This window comes from Paraburkholderia yinzeri (assembly GCF_046581065.1).
In the GTDB taxonomy this organism is placed as follows: Bacteria; Pseudomonadota; Gammaproteobacteria; order Burkholderiales; family Burkholderiaceae; genus Paraburkholderia.
Genome location: NZ_JBFOCJ010000002.1, coordinates 1,622,470 through 1,636,547, shown reverse-complemented (window position 1 = coordinate 1,636,547; position 14,078 = coordinate 1,622,470). Strand labels below are relative to the sequence as shown.

At 66.9% G+C, this 14,078-nt stretch carries 12 protein-coding genes; 8 read left to right on the top strand and 4 right to left on the bottom strand.

The genetic code is table 11. The annotated features are described in order from the left end of the window. Positions 1-117 precede the first annotated feature (117 nt). Both WJ542_RS24440 and WJ542_RS24435 read left to right on the top strand, forming a co-directional pair. On the top strand, positions 118-1,473 hold the full coding sequence (locus WJ542_RS24440; RefSeq protein ID WP_411192049.1) for an APC family permease: 1,356 nt from the start codon (positions 118-120) through the stop codon (positions 1,471-1,473). A 205-nt stretch (positions 1,474-1,678) separates the two neighbouring features. Continuing rightward, positions 1,679-2,752, top strand: a complete 1,074-nt coding sequence (locus tag WJ542_RS24435) for a DUF2242 domain-containing protein (protein ID WP_411192048.1) — start codon at positions 1,679-1,681, stop codon at positions 2,750-2,752. Positions 2,753-2,825: 73 nt separating this feature from the next. On the opposite strand, the gene WJ542_RS24430 is transcribed toward WJ542_RS24435, so the two are convergent. Further along, a complete protein-coding gene (locus WJ542_RS24430) occupies positions 2,826-3,452 on the bottom strand; it encodes a LysE family translocator (RefSeq protein ID WP_411192047.1) in 627 nt (208 codons plus the stop codon). 357 nt (positions 3,453-3,809) lie between these two features. Between WJ542_RS24430 and WJ542_RS24425 the strand changes: the two genes are divergently transcribed. Continuing rightward, positions 3,810-4,292 (top strand): Lrp/AsnC family transcriptional regulator, encoded by a 483-nt coding sequence (locus WJ542_RS24425; protein WP_411192046.1) that lies wholly within the window; start codon positions 3,810-3,812, stop codon positions 4,290-4,292. Positions 4,293-4,328: 36 nt separating this feature from the next. Here the strand turns inward: WJ542_RS24425 and WJ542_RS24420 are convergent, their stop codons facing one another. Further along, positions 4,329-5,051 carry a TetR/AcrR family transcriptional regulator gene (locus WJ542_RS24420; RefSeq protein ID WP_411192045.1) on the bottom strand — a complete coding sequence of 241 codons (723 nt, stop codon included), beginning with the start codon at positions 5,049-5,051 and terminating at the stop codon, positions 4,329-4,331. 421 nt (positions 5,052-5,472) lie between these two features. On the opposite strand from WJ542_RS24420, the gene WJ542_RS24415 reads away from it, so the two are divergent. The 5 genes from WJ542_RS24415 (at position 5,473) to hydA (ending at position 12,611) form a co-directional block, all read left to right on the top strand. Beyond that, a complete protein-coding gene (locus tag WJ542_RS24415; protein ID WP_411192044.1) occupies positions 5,473-6,738 on the top strand; it encodes a Zn-dependent hydrolase in 1,266 nt (421 codons plus the stop codon). 113 nt (positions 6,739-6,851) lie between these two features. Next, entirely contained in the window at positions 6,852-8,237 is a 1,386-nt protein-coding gene (locus tag WJ542_RS24410) for an NAD(P)-dependent oxidoreductase (RefSeq protein ID WP_411192043.1), read from the top strand. Between the two features lie 58 nt (positions 8,238-8,295). Beyond that, positions 8,296-9,573: an NAD-dependent dihydropyrimidine dehydrogenase subunit PreA gene (gene preA / locus WJ542_RS24405; RefSeq protein ID WP_411192042.1), complete on the top strand. Its 1,278-nt coding sequence runs from the start codon at positions 8,296-8,298 to the stop codon at positions 9,571-9,573. Between the two features lie 37 nt (positions 9,574-9,610). After that, entirely contained in the window at positions 9,611-11,116 is a 1,506-nt protein-coding gene (locus WJ542_RS24400; RefSeq protein ID WP_411192041.1) for an NCS1 family nucleobase:cation symporter-1, read from the top strand. 40 nt (positions 11,117-11,156) lie between these two features. Continuing rightward, positions 11,157-12,611 (top strand): dihydropyrimidinase, encoded by a 1,455-nt coding sequence (gene hydA, locus WJ542_RS24395; protein ID WP_411192040.1) that lies wholly within the window; start codon positions 11,157-11,159, stop codon positions 12,609-12,611. Positions 12,612-12,626: 15 nt separating this feature from the next. Here the strand turns inward: hydA and WJ542_RS24390 are convergent, their stop codons facing one another. Both WJ542_RS24390 and WJ542_RS24385 read right to left on the bottom strand, forming a co-directional pair. Next, a complete protein-coding gene (locus WJ542_RS24390) occupies positions 12,627-13,286 on the bottom strand; it encodes an OmpA/MotB family protein (RefSeq protein ID WP_411192039.1) in 660 nt (219 codons plus the stop codon). Between the two features lie 15 nt (positions 13,287-13,301). Continuing rightward, complete coding sequence (locus WJ542_RS24385) at positions 13,302-14,075, bottom strand: flagellar motor protein (protein WP_411192038.1); 774 nt, start codon at positions 14,073-14,075, stop codon at positions 13,302-13,304. Between the last annotated feature and the right edge of the window lie 3 nt (positions 14,076-14,078).

Here is a 14,078-nt window from a genome sequence, read left to right as displayed (position 1 = left end):
GGTCCCCCCGCACGGCTTACCGTGGCCCGCTCCGCCCTCGCGCGGGCGGCCGTGGCGTGCCGCGCCCGCATGCAGGACCGCAGTACCTCAGCGCAGTCCATCAGGAGACAAAGCATCATGAAGCCCTCAGCCCCGCCGACCGCCCCAGGCGCCCACGAACCTCATCTCAAGCGCGCGCTCGGCCTGCCCTCCGTGCTGCTGTTCGGCCTCGCCTACATGGCGCCGCTGATCGTCTACGGCACCTACGGCGTGCTCGCCGGCGCAGCCCAGGACACGGCCGCGCTCGCCTACCTGATCGCGCTCGTCGCGATCGTGTTCACGGCGCTCAGCTACGGCAAGCTCGCCCGCCTCTTCCCGGTGGCCGGCTCCGCCTACACGTACACGCGCAAGACGTTCAGCGCGCATCTGGGCTTCCTGATCGGCTGGGCCACGCTGCTCGACTACTTCTTCCTGCCGATGGTGATCTGGCTGATCGGCGCGGCCTATCTCGGCGCGGCGTTTCCGAGCATTCCCACCTGGATCTGGATCGTCGCGTTCATCGTGCTGACGAGCGGGCTCAACATCCTCGGCATCGAACTCGCGAACCGCTTCAACATCGTGCTGATGATCGTGCAGCTCGTCATCGTCGCGATGTTCGTCGTGCTGTGCTGCCACTACGTCGCGGCGGCGGCCGGCCCCGGCGGCCTCGTCTCCGCGCAGCCGTTCTTCCAGGCGCACGTGCCGCTCTCGGCCACGATGGCGGGCGCCGCGATCGCCGCTTATTCGTACCTCGGCTTCGACGCGGTTTCTACGCTCACCGAAGAAACCATCGAACCCGAGAAGACCATTCCGCGTGCGATCGTGCTGATCGCGCTGGTGGGCGGCGCGATCTTCGTGATTGCCGCCTATACGCTGCAACTCGCGCATCCGGGTGCCGTTTTCAAGGACCCGGACTCGGCCGCGTTCGAAATCGCGCGCAAGGTCGGCGGTGACATCTTCGTCTCGATCTTCCTCGCCGGCCTGATCCTCGCGCAGTTCGCCTCGGGCATCTCGGCACAGGCCAGCGTGGGCCGTCTGCTCTACGCCATGGGCCGCGACGAAGTGCTGCCGAAGTCGATCTTCGGCTTCATCCACCCGCGCTTTCGCACCCCCGCCATCAACATCGCGATTGCGGGCGTGGTTGGCCTGATCGCGCTGAAGCTCGACGTCGCCACGTCCACCTCGTTCATCAACTTCGGCGCATTCCTCGCGTTCACGGCGGTGAATCTCTGCGTGATCCGCCAGTACTTCGCGGGCGGCGAGAAAACGCGCGCCTTTGGCCTGCTCGGCGGCCTCGTGTTCCCGCTCATCGGCGCCATTACCGACATCTGGCTGCTCGTCAGCCTCGAAAAGACCGCGCTGGTCCTCGGCGCCATCTGGTTCGTGGTCGGCCTTGCCTACCTTGGCTGGATTACGCGGGGCTTCCGCCGCGCGCCGCCGGAAATGGCGGTCTGAGCGGTCACGCCCGACCGAAACGCCGGACTCTGATCGGACTGCAAGCGGGTTGCGCCTTCGGGCACAGCCCGCTTTTGCTTTATGGCCGCGTGCGTGGACCACGCGCGCCCTTCACCGAGCTTTCGGGGTACGAACGGATAAATAACACTTCGGTCACGCCACCCTGAACCGAACTACAATGCATGCCGTCCGATGCATTGCCGCAATGTCCGCTCCGAATATGTCCCGTTTTCCGACCGTCGCCCCGTCCCTGTTCAGTCCGCTGGTTGCCGCCTGTGCGGCCGCCGTCCTCACGCTCGGCGCGTGCTCGTCGTCGCAGCCGAAGTTCCAGGAGGATCAACTGCTGAGCACGGCGCCCAATCAGTTCTCGCGCAGCTTCGGCTACCCGAGCACCGATGCCTGCGAAAGCGCGCGCCGCGCCCTGCTGAGCCAGGGCTACATGACGACGATGCCGCACAGCGACACCGTCGACGCCAGCAAGGATTTCCAGCCCGCCGCCGACTCCCACATCGTCGTGGAGGTGCACGTGGTCTGCACGCCCGGCGATTCGACGAACGCGAGCATGGTCTATGTGAACGCGGTGCAAAGCGGCTATGCGTTGAAGAAGAGCGATACCTCGGCGAGCGTGGGCCTCTCGATCCTGGGGTCGGTCTCGCTGCCGATCCGCTCGAACAGCGACTCGATGGTCAAAATTTCGAGCGAGACGATCCAGTCCGGCGCGTTCTACGACCGTTTCTTCGATCTGGTCGGGCACTATCTGTCCACCGCGGTGCGCAGCGAGCCGGTGCCGGGCGACGACGGCATCAAGATCACGCCGCTCGCCCCCGTCACGACACCGGCAACGGCCACGGCTCCCGCGCCTGCTGACGTCATGCCCGCGCATCCCGCCGCATCGCCGGCGACGATGCCCACGCCGCCTGCCGCACAGGCGGCGCAGACCGGCGTCGTGCACAGCGGTGCGGCGACTGGCGTGGCGCTCCCGGTGCCGGTCGCGCCGGCGCCGGCCTCGGGTGCCGCGGCAGTCCCGGCCGCCGCTCCCGCTGCCCCCGCTGCAGCGGCAAGCTCGGCCGCGATGACGGGAGACGCCGCCCCGGCCCAGGCGGATGCCGAACCGCCCCTGTTCGCCAGCGGCACCACCACGCTCGCTTCGGCAGCCGCTCCGGCCGCAGCCAACGCCGCGCAAGCGGCCCCGGCCAACACTACGCCGGCGGCAATGGCGATGCCCGCGAGCGCCGCCAACGCGGCAGAATCGGCCGCCACGGCGCCCGCGGCACCTTGAACGTACGAAGGCATCCTCAGGAAGCGAGCGCCCACTAACGGCCGCTCCTTGCCTCGTACGGGCCATTCTCGCGTCAGCGCAATCCGGCCATCATCGCCCCCATCCCGACGAGCAGGCTGCCCATCAGGCGGTTCACGGCGCGCATGCGCTTTGGCCGCTGCAGGACGTGGCGCAGCCGGTGCGAAAACAGCGCCATCGACGCCACCCCGCCCGCAAACAGGACCGCGAAAGTCGTCGCCAGCAGCAGGTACTGGCGATCGGCGCTCCAGCCAGCGTCCGCGCTCATGAATTGCGGGAAGAACGAGGGAAAGAACAGCAGGGTTTTCGGATTTAGACCCGAAGTCGCGAAACCGCGCCAGAACAGCGCGCTGCGGCCCGCGCCGGTGGTCCCGGCGAGGGTGCCGGAGCCGGCCGGATCGCGGCTGCGCCATTGCTTGCACCCCAACCAAACGAGATAGGCCGCGCCGAGCCAGCGCAGCACGGTGAGCGAATGCTCACTGACGAGCAACAGCGAGTTGAGGCATAGCGCGGTGAAGACGAGCTGCAGCAGCACGGCGAGCGTTCCGCCCCAGACGCAGGGCAAGGCCTCGCGCCAGCCGGCATGCAGGGCCTGGCTCATCGTGAGCACATTGACGGGACCGGGGGTATAGACGAGGACGAGCGCGGCGGCGAAAAAAGACAGGTACAACTGGATCGACATCGTTGGTTCTTCTACGGGAAGTGCAGGGGTGCGATTGAAGCGGCGTGTGTGTGCATGCCTTCAGGCCCGTCGGGCGCGCCTCCTGACGCAGGGTTCGCGCGAAACGCCCGGTGGCCGGCGGTTGGACGGCGGGCTGAACCGCTCTGTCGGCCTGACGGTCCGCCTTGGCTCGTGGCTGCGGCGGCGCACCCCGCACCGGCGAGGTGACTGGGCGGGTCGTGCCGGGCATGAAGGCACGTTGGAAAATATACCGGCCGAGGCGCTGGAAAGGCTTCCTGTTTTAGGGTTGATTGCGCAAATTGACGGAACGTTCTTCCGCTAGAATCGCATTTTCCTGAACACGATTCTTTTCCGACGATGACCGCACGCGAACGCCCCGCCCGCACGCTCGACAGCCAGGACCGTAAGATCCTGCGCGCACTGCAGAAGAACGCGCGTCTTTCCAACGCCGAACTGGCCGAGCAGGCCGGCATGTCGACCACGGCATGCTGGAACCGCACGCGGCAACTCGAAGCCGACGGCTATATCGACGGTTATGTCGCGCTCGTGAACCAGAAGAAGCTGGGCTACGCGGACATCGTGATCCTCGAAGTGACGCTGGACCGCCATGAGGACGACGCGCTCGCCCGCTTCGGCGAGGCGCTCGCGGCGCTGCCCGAGGTGCTGGAGGCTTATCTGGTCTCCGGCGAGTACGACTACTGGATCAAGGTCGCCGTGGACGGCACGGCCGGCTACGAGCGCTTCCTGCGCGAGAAGCTCTATCGCATTGCGGGCATCCGGCATAGCCGGTCGATGTTCGCGCTGCGCTGCATGAAGGACGTGCCGTCGATGCAGGTTTGAGCCGCGGCGCGGGCAGTCCTTACCCCTCTTGCCCCTTTACGCCTGCGGCGAGCGCGCCCCACTCGCGCGCAGGATCATGCGCACCACTTCCTCGGTGCTCGACTCGAATCCCGCCGCCGAGAGCGCGCGCTTGCCCGCGAGCGCCCGTATCTGCGCTTCGAAGTCGGCGTAATGCTGGGTCGTGGCCCAGATCATGAAGAGCAGCGCCTTCGGGTCCACGGGGGCAAGCAAGCCTTCCTCCACCCACCGCTCGATGAGCTTCACGCGCGTCTCCATCCACGGCTTCACGCGTTCGAGCAGAATGTCCTGCATGTGCGCCGCGCCGCTGATGATCTCGTTCGCCCAGACCTTCGAGCCTAGCGGCCTGCGCCGCGAGAGCGCCATCTTCGCGCGCACGTAGCCGCCTATTGCCTCGACCGGGTCGTCGCTCGCGTCGAAGGTGTCGGCGGCCGCGTTCCATTCCTCGAACACGTCGTCGAGCACACGCCAGTAGAGCGCGAGCTTGGTCGGGAAGTAGTAGTGCAGATTCGCCTTCGGCAGGCCCGCGCGTTCGGCGATCAGCGCCGTGCTCGCGCCTTCGAAGCCGCGTTCGGCGAACACGGCTTCCGCGCACGCCAGCAGATGCGATTCGTTCGAAGCCCGTATCGCCGCCTTGCGCCGGGGCGCCGGCTTGTGCGCCGCGTCAGCGGTTTCGCGACCCGCTCGCGGAGGGCGCGTCGCGAGGTTCGCGGCTGGCGTGGTCGTGTCGTCGTCGCGCATGGCATTCGTTCCGGTCAAGGAAAACAAGGCATCGCGGCCTATCGGCCGCAGCGTGCCGGTTTCATTGTAGTCACAGTGCCCGCTTCGCCGTGCGCAATCGCATCGCGCACCGCTTGCTCGCCGCGGGCTCATCGTGGGCTTGCTGCGAGCTTGCTTATCACGCAGTGCAGCATCGATGGCACGCTTTTCGCTGGCAATACCGTATTGAAATCGCGTGGTTTATCGCCTACAACCTGTCCAATCGGACAGGATTCGCGAGTGCGGGATGCGCGGGTTCGAAGGACGCTTGCGCGCATGCACCGCCGCTGCGCAACTTGCCCCAGATGATGACAGAGATGCACGCTTTCTGAACACGACCGCGTCTTGCGAACGGAAGTCCGCAAGACCTCGACCACCCGATCTGCTCGAAAGGAGGACCGGCATGAACGCAGTAAGCGAAGCCGCGCTGACCACCGCGATCCACGTGAATGGCCAGCGTCTGTGGAACAGCCTGATGGAAATGGCGAAGATCGGCGCGACGGCCAAAGGCGGCGTGTGCCGCCTCGCGCTCACGGATCTCGACAAAGCGGGCCGCGACCTCATCGTGCAGTGGGCCAAAGAGGCGGGCTGCACAATCAGCGTGGACCAGATGGGCAACGTCTTCATGCGGCGCGCGGGCCGCAACAACGACTTGCCGCCCGTGATGACGGGCTCGCACGCCGACTCGCAGCCCACGGGCGGCCGCTTCGACGGCATCTACGGCGTGCTGGGCGGGCTGGAGGTGATCCGCTCGCTGAACGATCACGGCATCGAAACCGAGCATCCGGTCGAAACCGTGATCTGGACCAACGAGGAAGGCTCGCGCTTCGCGCCCGCGATGGTGGCCTCGGGCGTGTTCGCGGGCGTGTTCACGCTCGACTACGGGCTCTCGCGCAAGGACGTGGACGGCAAGACCATTGGCGAAGAGCTGAAGCGCATTGGCTACGCGGGCGATCTGCCGTGCGGCGGGCGCAAGATTCACGCGGCGTTCGAACTGCATATCGAGCAGGGACCGATCCTCGAGGCGGAGAAGAAGACCATCGGCGTGGTCACCGACGCGCAGGGCCAGCGCTGGTATGAAGTTGTCCTGACGGGTCAGGAGGCGCATGCCGGCCCCACGCCGATGCCGCGCCGGCGCGACGCGCTGCTGGGTGCCTCGCGCGTCGTGCAGCTCGTCAACGAGATCGGCTTGCGCCATGCCCCGCTCGCCTGCGCGACGGTCGGCATGATGCAGGTGCACCCGAACTCGCGCAACGTGATTCCCGGGCGCGTGTTCTTCACCGTCGATTTTCGCCATCCGCTGGACGAGGTACTCGCACAGATGGACGCCGAACTGCGCGATGGGATTGCGAAGATCGCGGAGCAAGGCAAGCTGGAAGCGCAGGTCGAGCAGATCTTCTATTACGCGCCGGTGCCGTTCGACGAGGCTTGCGTGAAGTCCGTGCGCGCCGCCGCCGACCGCTTCGGCTATTCGAACCGCGACATCGTTTCGGGCGCGGGCCACGATGCCTGCTATCTGGCCACCGTGGCGCCCACGTCGATGGTGTTCGTGCCGTGCGTCGACGGCATCAGCCATAACGAGATCGAAGACGCGACGCTCGAATGGATCGAGGCCGGCGCGAACGTGCTGCTGCACGCGATGCTCGAACGCGCGAGCGAGCCCGGCTAAACGCGAAAGAAAAGCGGCCGTAGCGCCGCGCTGCACTCCCCGTTTCCCCACGTACCGGCTCGCGCCTTGCGCGAGCCGGTGGACCCGTGTTTTGCCTCGAAAGGAGCACCCGGATGTCCCAGCCCACCAAAAACGCCGCGGCCGATGTCGCCGCAGGCCGTCTCAGTGCCGAACAACTCGGCTGCAATTTCGCCGACGTCGCACCGCCGCTTTCGGTCGATGCGGCCATCGTCGCCGCCGATCGCTGCCATTACTGCTACGACGCGCCCTGCGTCGCCGCCTGCCCCACCGGCATCGACATTCCCGGCTTCATCCGCAAGATCGGCAACGGCAATCTCAAGGGCGCTGCGCGCGACATACTCAGCGCGAATCCGCTGGGCGGCATGTGCGCGCGCGTGTGCCCCACGGAAATTCTCTGCGAAGGCGCCTGCGTGAGAAATCATCAGGATGGCGAACCGGTCAGCATCGGCGCGCTGCAGCGTCACGCCACCGACTTCCAGATGGCGCGGGAAGCCGCAGGCGCGCCGCCGCTCTTCAAGCGCACGAGCGAGACGGGGCGGCGCATCGCCGTGGTCGGCGCGGGTCCGGCCGGGCTCGCCTGCGCGCATACGCTCGCGCTCGCCGGCCATGACGTGACCGTGTTCGACGCCCGGGAAAAACCGGGCGGCCTCAACGAATACGGCATTGCCGCGTACAAGACGGTGGACGACTACGCGCAGCGTGAAATGAAATGGCTGCTCTCTATCGGCGGCATCTCGTTGCGGCAAGGGCAACAGCTCGGCCGCGACTTCGCCTTTGCGCAACTGCGCGAGCACTACGATGCCGTGTTCCTCGGCATCGGGCTTGGCGGCACGCAAGCGCTCGGGATCGAAGGCGAAACGTTGCCGGGCGTGCGCGATGCCGTCGATTTCATCGCGCGCCTGCGCGCCACGCGCGATCTCTCCTGGCTGCCGGTCGGGCGCCGGGTGGTCGTGATCGGCGGCGGCAACACGGCGATCGATGCCGCCGTGCAGAGCCGCAAGCTCGGCGCGGAGCAGGTGACGCTGGCCTACCGGCGCGGCACCGCGCAGATGAGCGCAACGTGGGCCGAGCAGGAATTCGCGCGCTCGCAAGGCGTGATGTTGATGGAGTGGGCCAGGCCCGTGCGGATACTGGGCAGCACGCATGTGGAGGCCGTGGAGTTCGAACGCAGCGCGCTTGCGGCGGACGGCATAGTGAAGGGCACGGGCGAGACCGTGCGCGTGGAAGCCGACATGGTGCTGAAGGCCATCGGCCAGAAGCTGTCGCCCGAAGGGCTCGACGCACTGCAACTGACGGCGAACGGAACGCGCATTGCCGTCGACGCGGACGGCGCCGCGTCGCTCCCCGGTGTCTGGGCCGGCGGCGACTGCGCGGGTCACGGCGCCACCGACCTCACGGTGCAGGCCGTGCAGGACGGCAAGCTCGCCGCCCGCGCGATCGACCGCTATCTCGCGGAACAGGCCGGGAAGGCCGCCTGAAACCAACCGCCGCACCTGGCGAACGACCAACACGAACGATCAGGAAAGGAGTCCCAACATGGCCGATCTGCGCTGCACGATAGCCGGCATCCATTCGCCGAACCCGTTCTGGCTTGCCTCCGCGCCGCCCACCGACAAGGCTTACAACGTCAACCGCGCCTTCGAGGCCGGCTGGGGCGGCGTGGTCTGGAAGACGCTCGGGCTCGACCCGCACGTCGTCAACGTGAGCTCGCGCTACGGCGCCACCACCTGGCGCGGCCAGCGCATGGCGGGCCTGAACAACATCGAACTGATCACCGACCGCCCGCTCGACGTGAACCTGCGCGAAATCCACGAGGTGAAACGCGCCTGGCCCGACCGCGCGCTGATCGTCTCGCTGATGGTGCCGTGCAACGAGCAAGACTGGAAATGGATCCTGCCGCAGGTGGAAGACACGGGCGCCGACGCAGTCGAGCTCAACTTCGGCTGCCCGCACGGCATGAGCGAGCGCGGCATGGGCGCGGCCGTGGGTCAGGTGCCCGAATACATCGAAATGGTCACGCGCTGGGTGAAGGAAGGCACGCGCCTGCCCTGCCTCGTGAAGCTCACGCCGAACGTCACCGACATTCGCCACGGCGCCCGCGCGGCGCTCAAGGGCGGCGCGGACGGCGTCTCGCTCATCAACACGATCAACTCGATCGTGGGCGTGGATCTGGACGCGATGGCGCCGCTGCCCACCGTGGACGGCAAGGGCACGCACGGCGGCTACTGCGGCCCGGCCGCGAAGCCCATCGCGCTGCACATGGTCGCCGATATCGCGCGCGACCCGCAAACGCAGGGGCTGCCCATCTCGGGCATTGGCGGCATTTCCGACTGGCGAGACGCCGCCGAATTCATCGTGCTGGGCGCGGGCAGCGTGCAGGTCTGCACCGCGGCGATGCATTACGGATTCCGTATCGTCGAGGACATGGTCGACGGCCTCTCGAACTGGATGGACGACAAGGGCTACGCGAACCTCGACGCGATTCGCGGGCGCGCCGTGCCCAACGTCACCGACTGGCAATACCTGAACCTCGAATACGACATCAAGGCGCGCATCGACCAGGACCGCTGCATCCAGTGCGGCCTGTGCCACATCGCCTGCGAAGACACCTCGCACCAGGCCATCAGCGCCACGCGCGACGGCAAGCGCCATTTCGAGGTGATCGATGCGAACTGCGTCGGGTGCAATTTATGCATGCATGTGTGCCCGGTCGACCAGTGCATCACGATGGAGCGCGTCGACGCGGGCCGCTATTCGAACTGGACCACGCATCCGAACAACCCGGGGCGCGTGGCCGATCCCAAGGCGGCCTGATTCCCCACTACACGACAAGCCACGGAGAACCCGCACCATGAGCCAGCCAGCCGTACCCGGCGACGCGAGCGCGCGCCGCAGCGAAAGCGAGCTATACAACGACGACCTCGCGCCCACCGGCGCCGCGCAGCGAACGTGGCGCTGGTACCACTTCGCGGCGCTGTGGGTGGGCATGGTGATGAACATCGCCTCGTACATGCTCGCGGCAGGCCTCACGGAGCAGGGCATGTCGCCGTGGCAGGCCGTGCTCACGGTGCTGCTGGGCAACACCATCGTGCTCGTGCCGATGCTGCTGATCGGCCACGCGGGCGCGAAGTACGGCATTCCGTATGCCGTGCTCGTGCGCTCGTCGTTCGGCACCCAGGGCGCGAAGCTGCCCGCCATGCTGCGCGCGATCGTGGCCTGCGGCTGGTACGGCATCCAGACCTGGCTGGGCGGCAGCGCGATCTATACGCTCGCCAACATCCTCACGCACAACGCGCTCGTGGGCGACGCGCTGCCGTTCCTCGGCATCTCGATTGGCCAGGCCTCATGCTTCCTGCTGTTCTGGGCGCTGCAGATCTACTTCATCGTGCACGGCACCGACTCGATCCGCTGGCTCGAAAGCTGGTCGGCGCCGATCAAGGTCGTGATGTGCGTCGCGCTGGTCTGGTGGGCCTGCTCGAAGGCGGGCGGCGTGGGCTCGATGCTCTCGCAACCTTCGCAGTTCGCGCCCGGCGGCAAGAAAGCGGGGCTCTTCTGGGTCACGTTCTGGCCGAGCCTCACGGCAATGGTGGGCTTCTGGGCCACGCTCGCGCTCAACATTCCCGACTTCACGCGCTTCGCGAAAACCCAGAAGGACCAGTTCGTGGGCCAGGCAATCGGCCTGCCCGTGCCGATGGCCCTGCTTTCGGTGGTCTCGGTGGTGGTGACCTCGGCCACCGTGGTCATCTACAACAAGGCCATCTGGGACCCTATCGATCTCACGAGCCGCATGGAAGGCATCGGCGTGGGCATCGCGCTCGTGATCCTCACGCTCGACACGATGTGCTGCAATCTCGCGGCCAACCTCGTCGGCCCGGCCTACGATTTTTCGAGCCTTTGGCCCAAGGGCATCTCGTACAAGGCGGGTGGCCTGATCACGGCGACCATCGCCATCGTGATGATGCCGTGGAAGATTCTCGCCACCACGCAAGGCTATATCTTCACCTGGCTCGTGGGCTATTCCGCGCTGCTCGGCCCTGTGGCCGGCATCCTCATGGTCGACTACTTCCTGATTCGCGGCACGCGGCTCGATACCGAACAGCTCTTCGAGGAGAGCGGCGAATACGCCTATTCGAACGGCTGGAATCCGGCCGCCGTCATCGCGCTCCTCGCGGGCGTGCTGCCGAACCTGCCGGGCTTTCTGAACGTGGCGTTTCCGGCCGCGTTTCCGGCCGTACCCGACGCGTTCAAGGGGCTCTACACCTATGCGTGGTTCGTCGGCCTCGCTATCGCGGCGCTCGTCTATGGCGTGCTGATGAAGCTCGGCAAGAGCCGCCGCCCGAGCATCGCGAGCGCGTGAGCGAATCCGTCACGGCATCAACCGAAGGAGACATTGCATCATGGCGATCCTGATTCGAGGCGGCACCGTCGTCAACGCCGACAAATCCTGGCGCGCGGACGTCCTGTGCGAGGGCGGCACCATCCAGGCCGTCGGCACCGCGCTGGAAGCGCCCGCGGGCGCAACCGTGGTCGACGCGGGCGGCCAGTACGTGATGCCGGGCGGCATCGACCCGCACACGCACATGGAACTGCCGTTCATGGGCACGACCGCGAGCGACGACTTCTTCACGGGCACGGCAGCGGGCCTCGCGGGCGGCACGACGTCGATCATCGACTTCGTGATTCCGAATCCGAAGCAGCCGCTCATGGAAGCATTTCGCGAGTGGCGCGGCTGGGCGGAGAAGGCCGCGGCCGACTACGGCTTTCATGTGGCCGTGACGTGGTGGGACGAGAGCGTGCATCGCGACATGGGCCTGCTCGTGCACGATCATGGCGTGTCGAGCTTCAAGCACTTCATGGCGTACAAGAACGCCATCATGGCCGACGACGAAATCCTCGTGAACAGCTTCGCGCGTTCGCTCGAACTGGGCGCGCTGCCCACCGTCCATGCCGAGAACGGCGAGCTCGTCTTCCAGTTGCAACGGCAACTGCTCGCGCGCGGCTTCACCGGGCCGGAAGCCCATCCGCTTTCGCGCCCGCCCGAGGTGGAAGGCGAAGCGGCCAATCGCGCGATCCGCATCGCGCAGGTGCTGGGCGTGCCCGTGTATATCGTGCACGTTTCGGCAAAAGATGCGCTCGAAGCCATCGCCCGCGCGCGCGGCGAAGGCCAGCGCGTATTCGGCGAAGTGCTGGCCGGGCATCTCGTGATCGACGAATCCGTCTACCGCGATCCCGACTGGACGCGCGCCGCCGCGCACGTCATGAGCCCGCCGTTCCGCACGAAGGAGCATCGCGACGCCCTCTGGCGCGGTCTGCAAGGCGGCCTGCTGCATACCACGGCCACCGACCATTGCGTGTTCTGCGCCTCGCAGAAGGCCATGGGCCGCGACGACTTCACGAGGATTCCGAACGGTTGCGGCGGCGTGGAGGATCGCATGGCCGTGCTCTGGGATCAGGGCGTCAACACGGGGCGCCTCACGCCCAACGAGTTCGTGCGCGTCACCTCCACGAACGCGGCGCAGATCTTCAATCTGTACCCGCGCAAGGGCGTGATCGATGCCGGCGCCGATGCCGATGTCGTCGTCTGGGACCCGCAGGCCACGCGTACGATCTCAGTGAAGACTCACCACCAGAACGTCGACTTCAACGTGTTCGAAGGCATGACCGTGCGCGGCGTGCCCACGCATACGATCGCGCAGGGCGAACTGGTGTGGGCCAACGGCGATCTGCGCGCGCGGCGCGGCGCGGGCCGCTATCTCAAGCGGCCCGCGAATCCGGGCTATGTGGAGGCCTCGCGGCTCGCGAAGAGCCTGAAGGAGACGCAGCCCGTGCATCGCGAGGGGGACAAGAACTAGAGACCAGCCAGCTCGTCAGTACTCCACGAAGATCGTCACGCGGCGATTCTGCGCCCGGCTCGCGGGATCGTCGGCGGCGACGAGCGGAAAGTTGTCGGCGCGGCCGATGGCGGTGAGCCGCCGGGGCGCGACGCCGCGCTCGACAAGGTAGCGCACCACCGCGCCGGCCCGCGCCGACGAAAGTTCCCAGTTCGACGCGTATTTCGCATTCGCGATCGGCGTGCTGTCCGTATGGCCTTCGACCAGGACATTGCCCGAAGGCACTTCGCGCAGCACGTCCGCCACATTGTCCAGCATGCCGAACGCGTCCGGCAGGAGGCGCGCGTCGCCCGCGTCGAACAGGATCTTCGCGTTGATGCCGATCTCCACGCCGTGCGCGGCGCGCACGATCGTGATCTCGCCGCGCTCGCGCAGCGGCTCGAGCGACGCAAGCAGCGTCTGCCCGGCTGCCGGCGGCGCGGCGGCCACCGGTTGCGACGTCGCCGCCAACGACTGGTAGCGGATCTCCATTTCCTTGTTCTTCGCGAGCTCCATGGCGTAGAGCGCGAGAAACAGGACCATCATCGTCGTGATGAGGTCGGCGTAAGAGATGAGCCAGCGCGACGACTGCGCGTCGTGGCTCTCTTCTTCCTGAGCGTCCTGCGCCATGAACGGAAGATGGCTTTCGGTCGGCATCGGCATGCGTCCAGATCAGTGCGCGAGTTCGAGCGAGCGCGAGGCGTGGTCGCGCACGTCGCCCGCGAGACGCGTCGCGATCGTGGCGGGCGTTTCCTTGCGCGAGATGGCAAGCAACCCATCCAGGTAGAGCTTGCGCAGGCGCAGCTCGCTTTCGATATGCGCGCGCAGTTTGCCGAACACCGGCAGGAACACGAGGTTCGCGAAGGCGAGCCCGTAAAGCGTCGCCACGAAAGCAACGGCAATGCCCTGCCCGAGCTTCGAAGGGTCGATGAGGTGGCCCGTCACCTGGATGAGGCCGAGCACCGAGCCGAGAATGCCGAAGGTGGGCGCATAGCCGCCCGCCTGCTGCCACAGCCGCGCCGCCGCCATGCGGGTGCGCCCGTAGGCCTCCAGTTCGCGATTGAGCGCGTCTTCGAGCACGGCCGTCGTCACGCCGTTCGCCAGCAATTCCAGCCCACGCCGCGCGAACGGATGCACAGGGTCGAGGTTCATCGATTCGAAGGCCAGCATGCCGTTGAGCTTGGCTTCGTCGCCCCATTCGAGCACGGCGGCAAGACTCGCCTGATCGACCTGCGGCGCCTTGACGAACGCCATGCGCAGATGCCTTAGCGCGTCGACGAATTTCGCCCACGTGTTCTGGATCATCACCGCGCCCAGCGTGCCGCCCAGCACGATGACGAGCGCTTCGGGCTGAACGAGGGCCACCACGTGCCCGCCTTCCAGCGCATAGCCCACGACCACGGCCGCCCCGCCCAGCAGGACTCCGAACAAGGTCAGAAAATCCATGTT